This is a genomic window from Collimonas sp. (assembly GCF_035566555.1).
In the GTDB taxonomy this organism is placed as follows: Bacteria; Pseudomonadota; Gammaproteobacteria; order Burkholderiales; family Burkholderiaceae_D; genus Collimonas.
On record NZ_DATMRB010000062.1, the window covers coordinates 35,169 to 56,838 of the forward strand.

Below are 21,670 nucleotides of genomic sequence, written 5' to 3' on the forward strand. Positions count from 1 at the left end.
TGTTATCCTATGGCCGTATCGGACATCCCATTTCATACGCACCATGGAAGCAGCAATTCGTCGTATCGCGCATCTGGATATGGACGCTTTCTACGCGTCGGTGGAGCTGCTGCGCTACCCTGAACTGCGCGGCCAGCCGGTCGTCATCGGCGGCGGTTCACGCCACCAGCCCGAGCCCGGCGCCGACGGCAAGCTGCAGTTCCACAAGCTGCGCGACTACGTCGGCCGCGGCGTCGTCACCACTTCTACTTACGAAGCGCGTGCACTCGGCGTATTTTCCGCGATGGGCATGATGAAAGCCGCCAAGCTGGCGCCGGACGCCATCCTGCTGCCTACCGATTTCGAGTCCTACCGCCATTACTCGCGCCTGTTCAAAAGTGCGGTAGCCGGGATTGCGCCGCTGATAGAAGATCGCGGCATCGATGAAATCTATATCGACCTCAGCGAACACGCGGAAGAAACCCGGCCGCTGGCGCAACGCATCAAGGATGCAGTGCGTGCGGCCACCGGCCTGTCCTGCTCGATCGGCATCGCTCCCAACAAGCTGCTGGCCAAGATCTGTTCGGAGCTGGACAAGCCGGACGGCGTCACCCTGATCAGCGCAGCAGACATCCCCACGCGCATCTGGCCGCTGGCGGCAAGAAAGGTCAACGGCATCGGTCCCAAGGCCGCGGAAAAACTCACCGCGCTCGGGCTGCACACCATCGGCGACCTCGCCGCCGCCGATCCGGCGCTGCTGCAAGACCATTTCGGCCGCACTTACAGCGAATGGCTGATGCGCATTTCCCACGGCCAGGACGAACGGCCGGTCGTCACCAGTTCTGAAACCAAGTCGATCAGCCGCGAATCCACTTTCGAGCGCGACCTGCACGCCAAGCTCGACCGCGACACGCTCACCCCGATATTCACCGATCTCTGCGTACGCCTTGCCGGCGATCTGCAGAGGAAGGGCTATGTCGGACGCACCATCGGCATCAAATTGAAGTTTGCCGACTTTCGCGGCGTGACGCGCGACCTGACCTTGCCGGATGCGACCGACGATGCGGCGACCATCCGGCAGGCTGCCGGAGAATGCCTGCGCCGGGTCAGCCTGGACCGGCGCTTGCGCTTGCTGGGGGTGCGGGTTACGGCGCTGTCGCGGAAAGAACTGGCTGACAACGGCACAACGCTGGCGCAAGGTGAATTGTTTGGCGAGGAATAAGCAGGCAGATCAATCCTGCTGCGTGGCCAGCATGTCGTCAATCGCCAGCTGTCAATCACCGAGCGCAGCTTGACGGTACAGGCGCATGGACGAATACCACGGCGATAGCGTTGGCTGACATGCCAGCGGGGATCGCAGGCCCGTGCCGGAATCATCCAGACCGGTATGTTGCAGGCGCCCGCCAGCTGCGCATCTTGCGCACCAGATTGTTCATGGCTTATTCATGGCCTATATATCGGCAATACGATGCGTCACACCGATATCGCAATCGAAGCGGTTGAAATGCCGGTTGGCCGGATCCAGCCATGACGCTACATAGTTGTAGATGTCGCCAGGCCGGAAAGGGGTCGGCTGAACCGCAGATTTGCTGGCCAGGTATTCGCGGCTGAACTCCATCAGGACAATCCGCTTGTCGACGCGGGGAAATGCGTTTGCCAGGTGCATCGGTCCGGAGTTGACGCCGACAAAGCGGCTCGCCGAACCGATCGTCTCCGCGGTTTCCCAGATCGACAGCTTGCCGCGCAAATCGGTCGCGCCCGGCATGGGGACGTCGTCCGCCGCCCCGATCTGCAGCATTTCCCATCCCTGGTAATTTTCCGCAATCGCCTGCATCACTTCCGGCGTCATCACGCGAATATGGTCTTCGCCGTTTTGCGCCCTGAAGGGAGCTTCGCCTATGCGTGCCCTGTCGGATCCTGTCGTATGGATGACAATCCGGTTCGCTACAAGCGTTGGAACCGTCGCCGGATAGTACAGGCGCGGCAGCCTGCTGGCAGGCGCTGCCAGTCCGAGGTAAGTCACCATGAAATCCGTCTGCGATGCAATTACGGCTGCCTGGTGAGTTTTCCAATACGCATCCCGGTGTTCCTGGAATGCGCAATCGGGCACGATGAAATAGACGTCCTCCGGCGCGAACGCGGCAGCCTCTTCCTTGCTGATTCTCGTCACATAGGGATTGTGGTCGAACACCCACATCGAATCGTTGCACACGGCGACTTTTTCGCCAGTTGCAAGGAATACCGCTTCCGGCATGCCGGACACGCTGATCTGGTCACCGATCGCATTGCATTGAAAATTTAAAAGCTTCATGACTTTTTTACCAGTGAAAATTCTACAACGCGGTACTCAACATTCAGGTCAATCCAAGGTGGGCAAATACCAGCGCTCATCCGTCCTTAAATTCGCGGCGAGAAATACGCGCCAGCCGCCAATCCGTTGCTGCCCATCGAATCTGCCCGTCCAGGTAGGTGACAAGATTGTCGTCGACACCGGCCCGCAGCATGCCGCTGACTTCGTATCGTTCGTTCGGAACGCACACCATGTCGAACGAATAGCCCTTCAGCACATCGTGCCCTTGTCCACGCCAGTTGTCCGGATCGTGCAAGGATGTAATGTAATACCAGCAGGAATAATCCATTTTCTCGAGCTGCGCCACGGCTTGATTGCGCACCCCGGCATGATAGATGTCCACGTACACCACCGGACGGTGGCCTGAGATAGACTCCCTGGCGCCTGCCAGCAGTTCGAGTTCATCGCCTGCGACGCTGGCCTTGATGAAATCCAGCCGCTCCGGCGCCAGGGCGTCGAGCGTCGTGCTGGCTACCCGTTCGGTTTTGTCTGCCCATGGCCATTGCAGCGAAGCGCCGCCGAAATTCGCTGCCCGGCGCGGGTCAAGCAAAGGAAACTCGGCTGCACCAACTTCCGCGCCAACGGCTTTCTGCATGGTCATGACATTGACGCAACCGTTGGCGACCAGGTTGGCGCACAGCAATTGAAAACTATGGCGCGCCGGCTCGCAAGCAATCACGCAGCCGGCATCGCCGACCTGCCTGGACAGGAAAATGGTATGCGCGCCGAGGTTGGCTCCAGCTTCAATCACCACATCTCCCGCCCTGACAATCTGCCGGAACAATGCGATCTTTGGCTCAGCCCATTCACCATAGGCCTGCAGGCTACGCCCTACATGTGTGTCATTGCGATTGATGAAAAAGCGCCCGTGCCGTCCCTCGGTCTGGATGAAAACAGACTCTTCACCGGATGCCGGCACAGCAACTGCACGCTGCGCGGCACGCCTGGCGTCGCCGCGCATCACTACCGCACGCAAACGGTCCGGGTAACCCATGTAATGCAGCATGAAACTGTCGGCGTCGTAGAGCGCGGGATGCGAATTGAAGGATACACAGTCAGACAAGGGCATGGCTGCCGCCCCACCCGCTTCTTCCCAGGCCGAGATGAAAAAGCGCTGGTCGCCGCCCGAGGCATAGACGCCGCTCTTGTCAGGCACGGCGTCGATCAGCGCCTGCACCCGCTCCAGATAGGCGCGGCAGGCAGGCGAATTGCCGAATACCATGAAGCCGCTGTTGAAAGCATGGCCGGAGACATCGCGCGCCAGCGTCGCCGACTGGCCTTGCGTGATGGACGCCAGCGGCCGCGCCAGGTCGTGTATCAGGATATCGGCGTCGACCCAAGCCACCTGTTCATGCTCGTCGAAATGCCGCAGCAACAAGATCGCCTTGATCCAGTTGCCGCTGACCTGCTTCCCCAGGTCTTGCGGCAGATCGCGGTAGATGTAATGCGAATAACCATGGCGCAGACAGTATGCCGAGATATTACGCTCCGATATGACCGCATACTGGGCAATATTCGGCGTGTAGCAAGTCACCAGCGCAACGGCTTTCCCGGGATTGACGACTTCATATGCCGGCTTTCCCGCAAGACCCGAATCGATATCGTCGAACAGTACACCATTGCGCGCACGCACCTGGTTGAGATAACGCACGAATAGCTCGACGATCCGGGCATCGTGCGTATTTTGATGAACGCTCGGATTGAATGAAAGGACAAAGGCGGACAGGCCCGGCAAGTGATGGCCGAATGGCGTAAACAGCAGAATAGCCCGATGAACGGCGCCGATCGGCTGATCGTAAGGCTGGGCCGGGATATCCGCCAGTTCAGCATGATTCCAGCGGTCTGCGCCCTTGTCCGGGATAAATCGCATCTGATCCAGGATGCCGTCGACCAGGCGCAGCGCTTGCGGGCCGGACTTCATCGCGAAAAAACAGGCATCGGGACGATCATGGAATTCGCATTGCGCGAACCAATGGGCTTCAGCGCCGATCACTTCCTGGATAGTCAGCGGTATGTAAACGGCGGCCGACTCATCGGCAAAAACCAGCAGTGTATCGATCGGCGCCGCGGCCAGGATTTTGCGGACCAGGCTGTATTTATATAGCAGGAGCGTGCGCGCGCCGTTATCCGGGCTGGCGATCGCGTGCGTTGTATGGGTGTAACCATGCAACTGGCAATAGGCGCGATGGTTTTCCAGCACCTCATCGCAAGCAGCTGTGAGCAGGATCGAATGAAAGGAAACTGAGACGGGATTCATTGATTATTATCGAAAGAATATTGCAGCATCATAGCAATTTGTACTCGCAGCCATTGGAAAAAATCACATTCCCTGCAATTTTTCTTTCATACCGGATTTAAAAGCAGATTCAACAACGCAAATGTGCACATTCTCGATACCAGATATCAAGAATGTGCACCAATTGACCGAACCTCAGGTCTTGCTACAGCCGGTTGCTTCGGCGCAGACATCACGTCACTTGCCAGCGACCACCTCGATGCAATACAAGCCCCAGGGACAAAGCGCAAACCGCTGGGCCAGCGGCTTCTGCGCCAGTTCTGGAATGCGGTCAGCGTCATAAATGGCGAAGATGGGACCAAAGCCGCCTATCGACAGCGGCATGCCGTCGATCTGTGTGGCCAGGATGTAGTCGTATTTCCGCAGCAGATCGAAACTCACCTGCGGCATATAGCCGTCCACCGAATGAAACACGATCTGGGTATCGGCCGCCTTGCTGGCGCCGAGCATGTCCAGCACCGCAGCCAGGCGCGGGCCGCGCAGCTGATGCGCTTTGCCGTCGTACTCCAGGGTCGGGTTGATGGTCGCTGCGGGGAGTTTCTCTAGCGCGGCGAGGTCAAAGGCGAAGGCGCTCTTGAACTGTACATTTTGCTTGTGCATCATCTGGTCGATCACCGCATTGGTCGGGCCGCGGTTGCTGTGTTCGATGGCGCCGGCGATGGTCAGCACGGCTGGGCCGCTGCCCTCCTTGGCGCTAGCGGCTGCGGCGAATACTGGTAGTGCTGATGCGCCCAAAGCCCCGGCAATGGAGGCAGCGGCGGTCGATATGAACTGGCGTTTTTTCATTCATGGCTCCTTGGTGAAAACGGCGCGATCCAGGCGCCGCGCGATCAGCAATTGTAGAAGCGCTTTCAGGCAGCCACCGCATTCTTTTGAAAAAAAATTTCACCGGCCACAACAGCCGCTTAACTTGCTACGGCCTTCGGCTTGACCAGGTAGCCCAGCCCAGCCGCAATCAAGAGCAGCACGGTTGCCGTCGCCAGCGCGATCCTGACGCCGCTGCTCATGTCGCCGGCGACGCCGTCGCTCACCAGCGCGCCGAATACCGCAACGCCGACCGCGCCGCCAACCTGCCTGGCGGTGTTCAATACCGCTGAAGCGGTACCGGCCCTGCTTTTCTCGACGCCAGACAGGATCGAGGTGGTCATCGCCGGCACCGCCAACCCCATCCCCGCCGGAATCAGTATGAAGCCGGGCAGCATGTGCAGGAAGCTGGCATGGCCGGCGATGCCGATGCTGCCTAGCAGGCCATAGCCGGCGGCGCCGATCAGGCCGCCCAGCACCATCGGCAGGCGGATGCCGGCCTTGCCGATCAGCCAGCCGCTGGCCAGGTTCGAGAAAATGAAGGTGCCGGTCAAGGGCAGGAACGCCAGGCCGGCTTGCAGCACGCTGTAGTTCTGCACTTTCTGCAGGTAAAAGCTGATGACGAAGATCACGCCGTAATAAGAAAAATTCACCAGCACGCCGAACAACACTGCGGCGGTAAAACTGGTCTGGTGGAAGAAGTTCAGCGGCAGCATCGGGTGCGCCACTTTGCGCTCGACCATGATGAAGGCGGCGCCGGCGACCAGGGCGATACCAAAGCCGGCGATCACCAGCGGATGCTGCATGCCCAGCGGATGGAATTCGATCACGGCGCCGACCAGCCCGGTCAGCGCAATGATCGCCAGCAGCTGCCCGAACGGATCGAAAGAACGCGCATGCGCGCTTACCGCGATGGCCGGCACCACGCGCCAGGTCAGCAGGAAACCGAATGCGCAGATCGGCAGGTTGACCAGGAAGATGCTGCGCCAGCCGGCGACCGCCAGCAACAGGCCGCCGATCACCGGGCCGGCCGCAATCGAGACGCCGCCGGCCGCCGTCCACAGGCCAATCGCTTTGGCCAGCAGTTTTTTATCGTGGGCGCATGCACGGTTCAGGATTGCCAGCGAACTCGGCACCAGCAAGGCCGCGCCTATGCCCTGTAGTGCGCGCGCGATATTCAGGAAGCCGGCAGTCGGCGCAAGTCCGCAAGCCAGGGACGTCAGGGCAAACAATAGAAATCCGGCCAGGAACAGGCGCTTGGAACCGAATTTGTCGCCCAGCGCACCGGCCGAAAGCAGGAACACCGCGAAGCCGAGCGTATAAGCATCCACCACCCACTGCAGAGCCGACACCTGCGCGCCCAGATCTGCGCCGATTTGCGGCAAGGCGACGTTGACGATCGTGACGTCGAGCTGGACCACGACAAACGCGAAGCTGCTCGCGGCGATCGTCCATTTGACTGCCGCAGTTGTTTCATTTGCAAGCGGAGGTGTCGCTGAAGTTGTCGATTCGGTAGTGGATAGCGCTTGATGAGAGGTCATTACAGTCATCCAGTAACAGAGTAAGCAAGCCTTGATTCTGAGCCTGTCCGGGTCGCTTGTCACACAACAACAGTACGGTTACCATCAAACTATGGATAACGAACCAGACCTGAGCCGACTTGCCCGCACCATAGGCGATCCTACCCGCATTCAGATGCTGGCGCTGCTGATGGAAGGCCGCGCCCTGACCGCCAAGGAACTGGCCTACGGCACCGATATCAAGCCGGCGACCGCCACCAGCCATCTGAAGCAACTGGTGGAAGACCGCCTGCTGGGGATGACCAGCCAGGGCCGGCACAAGTATTTCCGGCTGGCGTCGCCGGAAGTGGCGCGCCTGATCGAGTCGCTGATGGTGTTCGCGCCGAAGCGCAAGCGGGTCGGTCCTGCCACCGGCAACGATGCGATCTGCACCGCGCGCTTTTGCTATGACCACCTGGCCGGCAAACTCGGCACCCGCCTGACCGAAACGCTGGTGACGCGCGGCTTGCTGAATGCCGACGATGGCCTGTTTGCGCTGTCGCCATCCGGCGAAACCTGGTTCAAGCAGTTCGGCATCGATACCGACGAGCTGCAAAAGAGCCGGCGCCAGTTCGCCTACCCTTGCCTGGACTGGAGCGAACGACGCGACCACCTGGCCGGCGCGCTCGGGGCGACGCTGGCCAAGCGCATGATTGAACTGGGCTGGCTGACGCGCAGCAAGCATTCGCGCGTGGTTGCCATCACCGCCGAAGGCCGCAGCGCATTGACGGCGCAATTCGGCATCACCCTGGACCAAACCTAGCGACTCGTTTTTTTACCCATCAGGAAGCAACTCATGCATCAAGGTGTAATTTTTGCATTGCTGGCTGCCGCCCTGTTCGGCGCCAGCACCCCCTTCGCCAAACTGCTGGTCGGCCAGGTCTCGCCAGTGATGCTGGCCGCCCTGCTGTATCTCGGCAGCGGCGTCGGCCTCTCGCTCTGGTATGGGCTGCTCCGCCTGCGCCGCGGCAACCAGGGCGCTGCCGGCGGCTTGCGCAAAACCGACTTGCCCTGGCTGGCTGCGGCCATCCTCAGCGGCGGCATCGCCGGTCCGGTGCTGCTGATGTTCGGGCTGGCGCAGACGCCGGCGTCCAGCGCTTCGCTGCTGCTGAACATGGAAGGTGTACTCACAGCCGCGCTGGCGTGGTTCGTGTTCAAGGAAAACTTCGATCGCCGCATCGCCCTCGGCATGCTGGCGATCGTCCTCGCCGGCGTGCTGCTGTCGTGGCAGCAGATGCCGCAATTCGGCCTGCCGTGGGGACCTTTGGCGATCCTGGCGGCCTGCCTGTGCTGGGCCATCGACAACAATCTGACGCGCCGGATTTCCGCCAGCGATGCGCTGCAGATCGCCGCGCTCAAGGGTCTGGTGGCGGGCCTGGTCAACCTGGCGCTGGCTTTGCTGCTGGGAGCAAGCTTGCCCGCTACCGCCAGCATCGGCGCCGCGGCCTTGATCGGCTTTGGCGGCTACGGCCTCAGCCTGGTGCTGTTCGTGCTGGCGCTGCGCCACCTTGGCAGCGCACGCACCGGCGCTTACTTCTCGGCCGCGCCTTTCATCGGCGCGGCGATTTCCTTGCTGCTCTTGCACGATGCAGTCGGCGGACTATTCTGGCTGGCCGCGGCATTGATGGCGCTCGGCATCTGGCTGCACCTGACGGAACGCCACCAGCACGCCCACACCCACGAGGAAATCGAGCACGGCCATCGCCACAGCCATGACCTGCATCACCAGCACGAACACGACTTCGCCTGGGATGGCCGCGAACCGCACAGCCATCCGCACCGCCATCTGCCGATCAGCCACAGCCATGCGCACTATCCCGACATCCATCATCGGCACAGCCACTAAGATCCCACTAGGAAATAAGGCGGCAGGATATGCCCGGCCAAAGAAAATGGACCGGCTGATCTACGCTATAAAACCGCGTAAATCATGCCGATCCATTTAACTGCAGCGCAGCCCGGCTGACGGCCGGACCAAGCCTGGTTTACTGCGTCTTTGCGTTCAGCACCCGTCGTGCAAAAATCCAGGCCACAGCCACAAATACGATCAGGCCCAGCCATTGCGCCGTGCCTTCAAACGCCGGCCCCACCAGCGCCAGCGGCGAATCCGTGCCGCTGAAACCGATGATCCCTGCCAGCACCACGCCCACCAGGCTTTCGCCGACAATCAGGCCGGACGCCAGCAACACGCCGCGGCGGTTGGACGGTTCGGCGTACTGTTCGTAAGGCACGCCCTTTTGCTGTGCGCGCTTCTTGAGAACGCGCTCGATGCCCCAGGCCAGCAAGGTGCCCAGCACCAGGGTCGAGGCCACGGTTGGCGGCAGGTAGATGCCGATACCGACAGCCAGCACCGGCAGGCGGGCGAAGCCGCCGCGGTGACGCAGGATTTCATCGACGATCACCAGCACTACGCCCAGGCCAAGGCCGATCAGGATCATGTCCCAGTTCAGCTGGTGGGTGAAAATTCCGGTGGCAATCGCCGTCATCAGGGTCGCTTGCGGCGCCGACAAGGCATGCGCCACGTCCATGTCGGCACGCGGCATGGCGCCGGCGAAACCGTAGGCGTTGTACAGCAACTCCAGCACAGGCGGAATCACCACGGCGCCGACCACGCAGCCGATCAGCAAAGCCACCTGCTGGCGCCACGGGGTGGCCCCGACCAGCCAGCCGGTCTTCAGATCCTGCAGGTTATCGTTGGAAATGGTGGCCACGGCGATCACGGCAGAGGTGGTGAAGATCGCCAGCGCGATGCCGAGCTTGTTGCCGGTTTCGGTCGCCAGCAAGCCGTCGGCGTTGCCGACCAGCAGGATCAGCAAGGAGACCAGCACCACGGCGACAATGCCGACGCCGGAAATCGGGCTGGCGGAAGAACCGATCAGGCCAGCCATGTAGCCGCAGGCGGCGGCGATCAGGAAACCGAAGATCACGGCGAACAGGACGCTGTAAGCCACCAGGCCCCACATCACGCCCGAACTGAGCGGCGCGGCGCTGAGGAAACTGCCGAAGGTAGCCACCAGGATCGCTACCAGCACCAGCGTGATGCCGATGATCCAGGCCGGCGACAGATCTTGCTCGGTGCGCGGGATGTTGACACGGCCTTTGCCTCCGCTCAGGGCCTGGAAAGAAGTCTTGACGCCTTCCATCATCGGCTTGAACAAGGTAATCAAGGTCCACACCGCGGCCACGCCGATGGTGCCGGCGCCGATGAAACGAACGTCCTTGCTCCACAGGCCGGTAGCGTACTTGGCCAGCGTCATGCCGTCCGGAATGGTATGCATCGAAGTCAGCACAGGAACGGCGACGCCCCAGGCGATCAGCAGGCCGATCAGCATGGCGATGCCGGCGACAATGCCGATCAGGTAGCCGGCGCCCAGCAAGGCCAGCGAAAAACCGCTGGAAATCCGCAGCACCGCCGGACCGGCGGCAAACCACAGGCTGATGCCTTCGCTCAGGATGCGGAAACCCGAGGAAGCCAGGGTGACGACGGCCGCGACCAGGCCGCCCGCCATGATGTCGACGATGCCGGTTTCGGCTTTCGCGCCCGGCTTGCCGTCGGCGCCGACCGCTTCCGCATCGGCGCTGCCGACCCGCAGGATTTCTGCCGCCGCCACGCCTTCCGGGTAAGGCAGATCGCTCTGCACCACCATCGCATGCCGCAGCGGAATCGTGAACATCACGCCCAGCATGCCGCCGGCGGCACAGATCGCCAGCGTCTGCCAGTAAGGGAAGCCTTGCCAGTAGCCGATCATCACCAGGCCCGGCAGGATAAAGATAATCGAAGACAAGGTGCCGGCGGCCGAAGCCTGGGTCTGCACCATATTGTTTTCAAGGATGTTGGCGCTCTTGAACATGCGCAGCACGGCCATGGAAATCACGGCGGCTGGAATGGCGGAAGAAAAAGTGAGGCCGACTTTCAGGCCCAGATACACATTGGAGGCGGTGAAGACGACGGTTATCAAAGCACCAAGAATGATGCCCCGCACCGTCAGTTCGGGCAGGGATACATTATCGGCAATACGGCCGGTTTTATTCAACAAATCGGACATCGAAACTCCATCACTAAAAATTGCAATGCGCTAATTATCCTCGAAACAGTTGCTTCCCATCCAAAAATTTGACTTGGGTCTACAATGCCTTGGTGGGGAGCTGCCCAGACAGAAACCAGCTCAGGATTTGAAAACACAAGTTATCAAATAAGCTACACTATAGCGAATAACTCCTTCAATAGGTTATCAACCCCAAGTTGGAAAGGTAAAACCATGACAAGCCTGAATATCAACGGCAAGCAGCACGATATCGATCTGCCGGAAGACACCCCCTTGCTGTGGACCCTGCGCGACCACATCGGCCTGACCGGCACCAAGTTCGGCTGCGGCATGGCCCTGTGCGGCGCTTGCACCGTGCACCTGGACGGCGAGCCGATCCGTTCCTGCATCACGCCGATCAGCGCCGCCGCCGGCAAGAAAGTTACCACCATTGAAGCGATGGCCGAAGACAAGGTTGGCCATGCGGTGCAGGAAGCCTGGATCGCGCTGGGCGTGCCGCAATGCGGTTACTGCCAGGCCGGCCAGATCATGTCCGCCACCGCCCTGCTGAAAACCACCGCCAAGCCGACCGACAAGGAAATCGACGACGCCATGAGCGGCAACATCTGCCGCTGCGGCACCTATACCCGCATCCGCGCAGCCATCAAACAGGTTGCGGATAAAGGAGCCGCAAAATGAGCGCGGCTTTCGATTTCGACAAAGATAGCGCTAACACCAATGCCGGCGATGGCAAGACCCCGGCGATCGCCTCCATGAGCCGTCGCACTTGGCTCAAGGGTGTAGGAGCGTTTACCGGACTGGCGCTGACGGTCGGCGTCAACGGCCTGGTCAGCGCGGCTGATGCCGCCGCTCCCGCCAAAAAGTACGGCGGCGCCGGCATGCCGGGCGGCACCGTCAATGATCCGCTGATCTTCGTCGCCATCGGCGCCGACGGCATCGTCAGCATCATCGCCCACCGCTCCGAAATGGGACAAGGCATCCGCACCAGCCTGCCGCTGGTCGTGGCCGACGAGCTCGACGCCGACTGGGGCCGGGTGCGCGTGGTGCAAGCCAATGCCGACGAAAGCCGCTACGGCAACCAGAATACCGACGGCTCGCGCAGCATGCGCCACTTCTTTACGCCGATGCGCCAGGTCGGCGCCACCGCGCGCGCGATGCTGGTGTCAGCCGCAGCAACGCGCTGGAACGTGCCGGCAGCGGAAATCACCACCAAGAATCATGAAGTGCTGCACGCCAAGAGCGGCCGCAAGCTGGGTTATGGCGAGCTGGCGGTGGATGCCGCCAAGCTGCAGGTGCCGCCGGCAGCGCAAGTACAGCTGAAAGATCCGGCGCAATTCCGTTATATCGGCAAAGACGTCTTCAACAGCGTCGATTTCCATGACATCGTCACCGGCAACACTCACTACGGCATCGATACCCGCCTGGACGGCATGCTGTATGCGGTGATCGCGCGGCCGCCGGTGTATGGCGGCAAGGTCGCGAGTTTCGATAGCGCCGATGCGCTCAAGATCCCGGGCGTGCTGCGCGTGATCGAACTGAAAGGCAGTCCGCCGCCGGCCAAGTTCAATCCGCTTGGCGGCATCGCCGTGATTGCCCGCAATACCTGGGCCGCCATCAAGGGCCGCGAAGCCCTGAAGATCACCTGGGACAACGGCCCGCATGCCGGCTACGATTCCACCGCCTTCAAGACCACCTTGCAGGAAGCCGCGCGCAAGCCGGCCAAGGTGGTGCGCAACAACGGCGATACCATGGCGGCGCTGGCAGGCGCCGGCAAACGCATCGAAGCCGAGTACTACATTCCGCATCTGGCGCACGCCACCATGGAACCGCCGGCCGCTACTGCCCGCACCGCCAACGGCAAGTGCGAAGTCTGGGCCTGCGTGCAGGATCCGCAAGCCACGCGCGACACGGTGGCGGACCGGCTGGGCTGGAAGACCGATGCCGTCAAAGTCAATGTCACCTTGCTGGGCGGCGGTTTCGGCCGCAAGTCCAAGCCTGACTTCGCGGCCGAAGCGGCGCTGCTGTCGCAAGCCATGGACGGCGCGCCGGTGAAAGTCACCTGGACGCGCGAAGACGACCTGCGCCACGACTACTTCCACACGGTCTCGCTGGAACACCTGGAAAGCACGCTGGACGCCAAGGGCAAGCCGCTGGCCTGGCTGCACCGCACGGCGGCGCCGACCATCGCTTCCACCTTCGTCGCCGGCGCCAAGGGCGAACAGCCGGGCGAACTCGGCATGGGCGCGATCAACATCCCGTTCGTGATTCCGAATATCCGCATCGAGGCGCCGGAAGTCGAGGCGCACACGCGGATCGGCTGGTTCCGTTCGGTCTACAACATCCCGCACGCATTTGCGGTGCAGTCGTTTGTCGCCGAACTGGCGGCCGCGGCCAAGCGCGACCATCGGGAATTCCTGCTGGAGCTGATCGGCCCGGCACGGCAGATCAATCCGCAAGAGATGTCGGATACCACCAATTACGGTGAATCGCCGGTCTTGTATCCGCTCGATACCGGCCGCATGCGCGCCGTGGTGGAGCTGGCGACCAAGGAAGCCGGCTGGGGCCGCAAGGTGGCCAAAGGCCACGGGCTGGGCCTGGCCGTGGCTTACAGCTTCATGTCCTATGTCGCCGCGGTCATCGAGGTAGTTGTGGCCGACGACGGCAGCGTCAGCATTCCGCGGGTCGACATGGCGATCGATTGCGGTCCGCAGGTCACGCCGGACCGCATCCGCTCGCAAGTCGAAGGGGCTTGCATCATGGGCCTGAGCCTGGCGCTGACGGGGGAAATCACCTTCAAGAACGGCAGCGCCGAACAGGGCAATTTCCATGAGTACGAAGTGCTGCGCGCCTTCAGCGCGCCGCGCGATCTGCGGGTCCACATGGTGCCGCACAAATACGACATGCCGCTCGGCGGCGTCGGCGAGCCGGGCACGCCGCCGATTGCGCCGGCCTTGTGCAACGCCATCTTTGCGGCCACCGGCAAGCGCATCCGCAACCTGCCGATCCGCGACCAGCTAAGCAAGAAGAGCTGACAAGAGCTGAACCCTGCCGCACCCAATAACGGCCATGCGACTTCCCGTGCATGGCCGTTATTATTTAATCGCTGGCGTGCTGCCTTATTAAAATATCTTCACCAGTCCCTCGTGCAGCGCCGGAAACAGGCTGCGGTTGAAATTATTCCAGCGCAGTTCAAGAATCGTGTCTTCCTTGTCGATTTCCGTTTTCAGGACGTCATGGATCACTTCACCGGAATCGATGCCGTTGTCGACATAATGAAAGGATGCGCCGGTCATGTACAGCGGCTTCACCGGCACGGTTTCCATGGTTTGCCAGTTGACCACTTTCTGGCCGCGCGCGCCGTACAGCGCATCCAGCGTAGCATAGGCGCCGCGCCGTTCATAGGGTGATTCCAGGCGCGTGACGCCAGGATGGATGTTGACGATCTTGCGGTGGAACAGGCTGCCCGGCCGCACCAGCTCGTCCAGGATGATCAGCAGGCCGTCCAGCACGACAATGTCGGCGTCCAGTTCCAGCAAGGTGTCCAGCAAGTGCTTTTCAAACGCGCTTTTACCCGCCACCCGCTCCGGCGCCTGCATGCCGTGCCGCCGGTAAGCCGATGGAATGGCCAGCAGCAGTTCATTCACCGGCCTCCCCTGCACCTGCAGATCGGGTGGATAAAACCAGCGCTTGCCCGGCTCATACGAAAAGCCGTAGTCCTTCAGCTTTTCCCTGTCGATGGCCAGTTCGGCATCGTCGTCGTAGATCACCTTTTCGAGAGAATACATTTGTCCTAGCTCGGTCTGGTTGAGCGCTTCCACCAGCGATTCCAGCACCGACTTCATGTAGCGCGCGCCATCCTTGTAGGCGACATCCTGCCCTGCCTTGTCGGCAGCGGCATTCCTGAGGGACCAGATATAAACGAGTTTTTTCTTTTGCATGCTTACCTTCATTGATCAAAGAGGCAACGCTCTTCAGCGTTGCCTCATCACGATATTTACCAAACGTATTTGGCAGATGCCACTACCGTGCGCTGATTACCATAGAAGCAGGTATTCACCGATTGGCAGCCGCTGACGAAACGACGGTTGAACAGATTCGAGGCATTCAGCGTGAAGCGCCAGTTCTGCATGTCGTAATGCGCGCCGGCGTCGTACACGGTATTGCTCGGCACCAGCAGCGAGTTGTCAGACGCCCCCGCCGCACTGCTCTGGTAACGGATACCCGCGCCCAGGCCGAAACCTGACAACGCACCGGTGTGCCAGGTCCAGTCACCCCACAGCGACGCCATCTGGCGCGGCCGCGGGATATCGACCGGCCATTTCCCCAGCGAGGAATCGTTGGCCTGGGTATTCTTCACATCCTGGTACACATAGGCAGAGATGATAGAGAACTCGCGCGTGATATTGCCGACCGCGCTTAGCTCAAGACCGCGCGAACGTACCTGCCCGGTCTGTACCGAGAAGGTTCCGGTCGGATCGGTCGGATCCGGCGTCAGCACATTGTTCTGATAGATCTGGTAGAGCGCACCATTCAGCGCCAGGTTCTTGCCTTCCGGCTGCCAGCGCACCCCGGCTTCGACCTGGCGGCCCTTGGTCGGCGCCGCCAGCCCGCCGCTGGCCATCCTGACGCCGATCACCGGATTGAACGAGGTTGAGTAGCTGAGGTAAGGCGACAGACCGTAATCGCCCAGGTAGACCAGTCCGACCCGGCCCGAGAAGGCATGGTCGTTTTGCTGGAACTGGGTGCCGCCGGCCAGGTCGCTCTGCTTGGTGTCGCTCCAGTCTTGCCGGCCGCCGACAGTCAGGGTCCAGCGCCGCCATTTGATCTGGTCCTGGGCATAGGCGCCGAGCATGCTCAGCGTAGTGCGGGTATCGGTACGCGGGAATGCAGCAGGGCTAGAGAAGATCGCATTTGTGATCGGGACATATACCGGGTTATACATGTTCAGGCTGGGGGCGGTAGCCATCAGCTCGGTGTCGCTAGTGCGCTGACGGTTGTACTCCAGGCCCAGCAACACGGTATGGTCGAACGGACCCTGCCTGAATTTGGCCTGTGCCTGGTTATCGATATCGAAACGGCTGTAGTTGAACTGGTAGTCGCCGACGTAACGCACCATTGATTGCTGGGTCGGATCGGTGTCATCCAGTCCGCCGCCGAATACCTGTCCCTGATCCAGCGACAGGTGCATCAGGCGCAGGTTCTGGCGGAAAGTCCAGACCGGATTGAACTTGTGCTCGAACTGATAGCCGGCCGACCATTGCTTCTTGCGGTAATGCGAGAAATTCGGATCGCCGGTGTACAGGTTTTCCGAGATAGTACCGTTCGGATTGGGCAAGACAGTGCCCTGCGCCGGCAGGAAATTGTTGGAAGCGTCGCCATGGTCTTGCAGGTAAGTCAAAGCGGCGATCAGCGAAGTGTTGGCGTCCGGCTGCCACTTGATGGATGGCGAGAAGGCAATCCGCCGCTCGCCGTTCGGTCCTGTCAGGGAATTGCCGTCGCGGCCGACACCGAGCACGCGGTACGACAGCTTGCCGTCGGCATCGATCTTGTCGCCGATATCGAAGGCAATCTGCTTCCTGGCGTAGTCCCCGAGTTGCATCTGCACTTCACGGATCCGTTCACCATTGGCGAGTTTACTCTGGACGTCAACAATCGCGCCCGGATCGCCCTGGCCGTACAGTACCGAACTGGGGCCGCGCAACACGGTAATGCTGTCGATCATGAAGGGATCGACACGCCAGCTGGCCAGGTTGATGGTGGTCGGCACCGCCAGGCCATCGGTGTAAACGGTAGGCGTGAAGCCACGCAAGACCGAATACCAGTCCGAGCGCACTTCCGAACCGTAGGTCGAAAAGCCAGGCACGTAGCGCAAGGCATCGTTGACGCTGGCAGCGCCGGTCTGCTCGATCTGCGCCGCCGTCACTACGTTGATGGTCTGCGGAATCTCATTGAGCGGCGTATCGGTCTTGGTGCCGGTGGCGCTGCGCTTGGCTACCAGACCTACCGTGCCGTTGTCGTCAGCCCCCGCGCTGACGCTGATTTCGGGTAGCGTGCTGTCTGGCGTGGCGGCCGACTGTGCTTTACCGCTTTTCTGCACATCGCCTGCTGGCTGTACTACTTGTTGGGCGTGCGCATAACCGACCACGCCAGCGTCGAATATCACGCTGATCGCTACCACCATCGCCCGCCGACGCGTACCTGTTGTCCATTCCATCTTCTTATAACTCCAATTGCTATGCGATTGTTAGTCGCGTTCCTCATTAAAGAGCGGAAGCCATGCGGCCGCCGCCCACCCCGTTATTTTTTTGTTCTGCCTGCGGTCCGTTAGCCCTGGCCTGGTCGGCGCCCTGCATCAAAGAGGCCGTAATTTCGTCCGAACGCAAGGCCAGCACCGACAGCAAGGTGTCGGACAAGCCATGGCTATCCTCGCAGCAGCCCTGCAGGTAAATGCGCGGCTTGAAGTGCGCCGGCGTGGCCAGCTGGTAGTCGCGGCCGACGTTGCCCTGCTGTAGCGCGTCGCCCAGGTAAGGAGCGAGACCGTCCAACAGGCCAAGATGGGTGGCGCGGCCATAACCGGTGGCCAGCACCAGTGCATCGAAGCGCTCGGCGCAGGCATGGCCGCTGAGGCGGTCGCGCAAGGTCAGCTCCAGCTGGCCATTGCCGTGGCGGACGGCAGTTTCTATCGCCGTATTGGCCAGCAGGCGATGGCGCGGTTCGCCGCCGACGCCTTGCAGGTACAGCATTTCATAGATCTGCTCGATCAGCGCGCGGTCGACCACCGCATAATTGGTGTCGCGGAAGCGGTCTATCAGCGAGCGCCGCATGTCTTTGTTCTGGGCGAAGATGACATCGGTGAAAGCCGGGCTGAAAATCTCGTTGACGAACGGACTGTCGTCGGCCGGCTTCAATGCGCCTGAACGTATCACCAGGCTGGCGTCGACGCCGGGGAAGCGCCGGGTCAGGTCGATGAAAACCTCGGCCGCGCTCTGCCCCGCCCCGATCACCGCAATCCGTTTGCGCGGGCCGCTTTGCGGCGCACCCACTACGCGATCGATCGAGGTCAGGTAATTGGCTGTATGGATCACGTTATGCGGACCCAGCGCCGCAAACGCCTCCGGCACCTGCGCGCTGCCGCCGATGCCGATCGACAGCGCACGCGTTATGCGCTGCCATTCGCGCCCCGCCTGGTTGCGCGAAAACACCCGTACGGCATTGACCTGGCCGCTGCTGTCCTGCGCCATCACCGGCTCGACGCCGGTCACCGTCTCGCCGTAATGCACCTTGTCGTCGAAGGCCTGGGCGACCCAGTTCAGGTAATCATGGAATTCGACCCGGGTCGGGTAAAAACTCTTGAGGTTGACGAAATCAGGCAGGCGGCCGCGTTCAAACAGATAATTAATAAAAGTGAAACGGCTCTTCGGATCGCGCAAGGTAACCAGATCCTTGAGGAAGGAAATCTGCATGCGGCAATCATCCAGCAGCATGCCGCGATGCCAGCCGAACTCGGGCTGCCGTTCGATAAAGCAATGCGCCAGGCTGGCTGCGCCAGGCTCTTCCGCCAGGCGCACGGCAAGTGCGAGATTGGACGGCCCGAAGCCGACGCCAATCATGTCAAACAGGCTATCTCGTTGCATGTCTAAGGTCCTTATCAGTTTTAGCCGGCACAGCAAATGCGCCGGTCAAAGAAAAATCCGTGGCTGGCACTGCCCAGCCGTCTTCAATTGTCATCGCGCAGCGTCACTGGATTGGCAAGGCCGGCTGCGAGCCGTTCCGCCAGTCCGGCAAAATAGGGAGTACCGAATACCGCGGCAATCGTCAGCGCATGGCCGGCAACGCAAGCCGCATCGACAAAGCGCACAATGTCGAAGGACGTCGCTCCGGCATCAAAAAGATTGTCGTAGTGCGAAGGCGCGCTGCCAAACAAGCCATCCCAGACCTGCTCCAGCGCTTCGGCAAGCTGAGCGATTTGCGCCAGAGGTATCTGGCTTGCTGCAGCGGCAGGCGGCGCACACCGGATTTCCTGTTCGGGCCGGACCAGCGCCGGGCCCAGCGCAGCATGCGGCGCTTCGGCAAACCGCCGGGCTACGTTCAGGTAGTCCGCCATGAGCGCCTCGACGAATCCGGCATCGACCAGCTCGTTGGCATAAGAGAATGCCGCAGTAACCCGGCCGTCGGCGTGTTCGACCACATCCAGCTCCAGCTCGAACACCACACGATGTCTGACGTCGCTGAAGTCGCTCAGCGTCAGGCCGGCCCAGTCTTTACTGGCGCCGCCATGCGGCCGCATGTAATTGAACATGACCTGGAATAGCGGGTTGCCGATAGCGCCGCGCGGCGCCCGCAAGGCCGCCACGACGTCTGCGAAAGGTGTATCGGCATGCGCATAAGCCGCCAGCGCAGCGTCGCGCACAGCCGCCAGGATCACTGCCGGAGAATCGCTGCCCGACAAGCGGGTGCGCACCACTACGGCATTGATGAACAAGCCAAGTGCAAGGCGTGCGGCGTCTGAAGCTGACTCATGTGTCAATTCCCGCGTCGAAGCCAGCACGCCGATCGGCTGGTCACAGGCGCCGCTAGCGCGGTACAAAGCCACATTCAAGACCGCATGCAGCAACATCGGCAGCGTTGCATGGGCCTCCAGCGCCACCGCGCGCAGCTGCTGCAGCAAAGAGCGGTCGACCTCGAAAGGAAGGCGGCTCGCCAGCCAGCGCGGCGCAGCTGCGCGCCCATCGGAAGGGGCAGGCAATAGCAGTTGCGGAAGATCGTCAAGGGCGTTGTGCCAGAACGCCAGGCCTGCCCGCGGCGCGGCACCAGGCAATAGCGGCAGGTCCGCCAGCGGTAGCGGCGCCGATGCAAGGCGTGCAGAGACAGAATCTGAAACCTGGGCGACATAGGCGGTGCGGATATCGTCAAGCCACAGAGCTATCGAATCGCCATCCGAGACAATGTGGTGAACTACCAGCGACAGCACATGGTCGTCATCCGCCAGGCGCAGCAAACGGACGCGCCACAAGCTGTCCTCGCCCAGGTTGAATGACGTCAGCGCATCTTCGTCGGTCAGCGTAGTCGCGCGGGCCAGCCGCCCCGCTTCGCTGGTGTCATGCGTCAGGTCGATCAACGGCAGCGCGACTTCCCGATGTTGCTCTATGCGCTGGCGAGGCAGGCTGCCGGCGCTTTCGACCAGCCTGGCGCGCAGCGCCGGGTGGCGTGCGGCGGCCAGGGAAAAAGCCGCGCGCAACGCAGCCAGATCCAGCGGTCCGCGCAAACGCATTGCCAGCGGAATGTTGTAGGCGGCATTATCCGGCTGGCTACGCCACAGGAACCACAGGCCAAGCTGCGCCGGCGACAGCGGCAACAGGCCATTGGCATCGACGCATATTGAGGCGCCGGCGGCGCCATGAAAATCTGACTGGAAATCAGTCTCTATCGGTGCCGCCGCCAGCACCCGTTGCGCATACTGCGACAATAGCGGCGCCTCGAACAAGGCCCGTACCGGCAACTCGCGCGCCAAACGCTCGGCTACACGGGTCGCAACCCGGACTGCCGCCAGGGAGTGCCCTCCCATCTCGAAGAAATGATCGGCGCGGCCAACCCGTTCGACATTCAGGACTTCGCGCCAGATTTGCGCCAGCGCCGTTTCAATGCCGGCACTGGGCGCCTCGTATACCCGCTGCTGGCGTTCCGGCTCCGGCAAGGCAGCACGGTCAACCTTGCTGTTGGCGTTGCGCGGCAGCGCTTCCAGCACGACGATATGCGCCGGCACCATATAGTCCGGCAAGGTATGGCGCAGATGGGCGTCCAGTTCAGCAGCGTCGGCGCGCAGCTGGCGCGCCCTTGCTTCATCGCTCAATTCGACATACGCCACCAGGGCTGCCTGCGTGCCCTTGCCGTGGACAATCGCCACCGCCTCGCGCACGTCGTCATGGGCAGCCAGTTGCGCCTCGATTTCGCCCAGTTCAATGCGTAGGCCGCGCAGCTTGACCTGATGGTCCACCCGGCCGATAAAATCGAACACGCCGTCGGCGCGGCGCTTGACCAGATCGCCGGTACGATACAGCCGCGCGCCAGCCGCGCCGAAAGGATCCGGCACAAAACGTTCGGCAGTCAGCGCCGGCCGCTGCAGGTAGCCGCGCGCCACGCCGACGCCCTCGCCGCCCAGGTATAGTTCACCGATTACGCCGACCGGTAAAGGATTCAGGCGGGTATCCAGCACGTGGGCGCTGCGCGCGCCGACCAGCGTGCCGATCGGCAGATAGGCGCTGTCAGCCAACTTGCCGCTATCGTCTTGTGGACGGAACATCCACAGCATCGGCGTAATCACCGTTTCGGTAGGGCCGTAGCCGTTGACGATACGCACCTCCGGGAAGGCCCGGCGCATCACTGCAAAGGCTTCACGCGAAGTAGCTTCGCCGCCTACCGTCAGCGAGCGCAGGGTCGGCGGCGCGCCATGCGCCAGCGCCCATTCCGCCAATTGAGCAGCGCAGCCAGGCGGCACATACGTCATGGTGACACCCTCGCGCACCATCATCCTGCAGGTCTGGGCCGGCGGCCACAGGGTATCGGCAGTGATGGCGACCGCGGCGCCTGACATGTATTGCGAAAACCAGCCCTCATGGGCGCCGTCGAAATTGACCGA

At 61.7% G+C, this 21,670-nt stretch carries 14 protein-coding genes; 5 read left to right on the forward strand and 9 right to left on the reverse strand.

The window, feature by feature from the left end; all coding sequences use genetic code 11:
* The first annotated feature begins 43 nt into the window (after positions 1–43).
* Positions 44–1,201, forward strand: a complete 1,158-nt coding sequence (dinB, locus tag VNZ65_RS08845; RefSeq protein ID WP_325668083.1) for a DNA polymerase IV — start codon at positions 44–46, stop codon at positions 1,199–1,201.
* A gap of 228 nt (positions 1,202–1,429) precedes the next feature.
* Here dinB and VNZ65_RS08850 read toward each other — a convergent pair whose 3' ends face one another.
* The 4 genes from VNZ65_RS08850 to VNZ65_RS08865 all read right to left on the reverse strand — a co-directional run bounded on the left by VNZ65_RS08850 (position 1,430) and on the right by VNZ65_RS08865 (position 6,979).
* Positions 1,430–2,290 (reverse strand): glycosyltransferase family 9 protein, encoded by an 861-nt coding sequence (locus VNZ65_RS08850; protein WP_325668085.1) that lies wholly within the window; start codon positions 2,288–2,290, stop codon positions 1,430–1,432.
* A 76-nt stretch (positions 2,291–2,366) separates the two neighbouring features.
* Positions 2,367–4,586, reverse strand: coding sequence for an FkbM family methyltransferase (locus VNZ65_RS08855; RefSeq protein WP_325668087.1), 2,220 nt, complete (start codon positions 4,584–4,586; stop codon positions 2,367–2,369).
* Positions 4,587–4,802: 216 nt separating this feature from the next.
* Complete coding sequence (locus VNZ65_RS08860) at positions 4,803–5,411, reverse strand: molybdopterin-dependent oxidoreductase (protein WP_325668089.1); 609 nt, start codon at positions 5,409–5,411, stop codon at positions 4,803–4,805.
* A gap of 119 nt (positions 5,412–5,530) precedes the next feature.
* A complete protein-coding gene (locus VNZ65_RS08865) occupies positions 5,531–6,979 on the reverse strand; it encodes an MFS transporter (protein ID WP_414649082.1) in 1,449 nt (482 codons plus the stop codon).
* 82 nt (positions 6,980–7,061) lie between these two features.
* On the opposite strand from VNZ65_RS08865, the gene VNZ65_RS08870 reads away from it, so the two are divergent.
* Entirely contained in the window at positions 7,062–7,751 is a 690-nt protein-coding gene (locus VNZ65_RS08870) for a winged helix-turn-helix domain-containing protein (RefSeq protein WP_325668093.1), read from the forward strand.
* 33 nt (positions 7,752–7,784) lie between these two features.
* Positions 7,785–8,834, forward strand: coding sequence for a DMT family transporter (locus VNZ65_RS08875; RefSeq protein WP_325668095.1), 1,050 nt, complete (start codon positions 7,785–7,787; stop codon positions 8,832–8,834).
* A 139-nt stretch (positions 8,835–8,973) separates the two neighbouring features.
* Here the strand turns inward: VNZ65_RS08875 and VNZ65_RS08880 are convergent, their stop codons facing one another.
* Entirely contained in the window at positions 8,974–11,034 is a 2,061-nt protein-coding gene (locus tag VNZ65_RS08880) for an OPT family oligopeptide transporter (protein WP_325668097.1), read from the reverse strand.
* Between the two features lie 213 nt (positions 11,035–11,247).
* Here VNZ65_RS08880 and VNZ65_RS08885 point away from each other — a divergent pair, with 213 nt between their 5' ends.
* Positions 11,248–11,712 (forward strand): (2Fe-2S)-binding protein, encoded by a 465-nt coding sequence (locus tag VNZ65_RS08885; protein WP_325668099.1) that lies wholly within the window; start codon positions 11,248–11,250, stop codon positions 11,710–11,712.
* Entirely contained in the window at positions 11,709–14,066 is a 2,358-nt protein-coding gene (locus VNZ65_RS08890) for a xanthine dehydrogenase family protein molybdopterin-binding subunit (protein WP_325668101.1), read from the forward strand. Before VNZ65_RS08885 ends, VNZ65_RS08890 begins: the two co-directional genes overlap by 4 nt.
* Before the next feature lie 87 nt (positions 14,067–14,153).
* Here VNZ65_RS08890 and VNZ65_RS08895 read toward each other — a convergent pair whose 3' ends face one another.
* From VNZ65_RS08895 to VNZ65_RS08910, 4 genes are all read right to left on the reverse strand, one after another.
* The gene (locus tag VNZ65_RS08895) at positions 14,154–14,972 is read right to left on the reverse strand and encodes a formyltransferase family protein (RefSeq protein WP_325668103.1); all 819 of its coding nucleotides are present in this window, start codon (positions 14,970–14,972) and stop codon (positions 14,154–14,156) included.
* Positions 14,973–15,028: 56 nt separating this feature from the next.
* Positions 15,029–17,248, reverse strand: a complete 2,220-nt coding sequence (locus VNZ65_RS08900) for a TonB-dependent siderophore receptor (protein ID WP_325668105.1) — start codon at positions 17,246–17,248, stop codon at positions 15,029–15,031.
* A gap of 46 nt (positions 17,249–17,294) precedes the next feature.
* Positions 17,295–18,668, reverse strand: a complete 1,374-nt coding sequence (locus VNZ65_RS08905; RefSeq protein ID WP_325668107.1) for a lysine N(6)-hydroxylase/L-ornithine N(5)-oxygenase family protein — start codon at positions 18,666–18,668, stop codon at positions 17,295–17,297.
* An 83-nt stretch (positions 18,669–18,751) separates the two neighbouring features.
* On the reverse strand, positions 18,752–21,670 hold a 2,919-nt coding region (locus VNZ65_RS08910), incomplete at its 5' end, for a condensation domain-containing protein (RefSeq protein ID WP_325668109.1).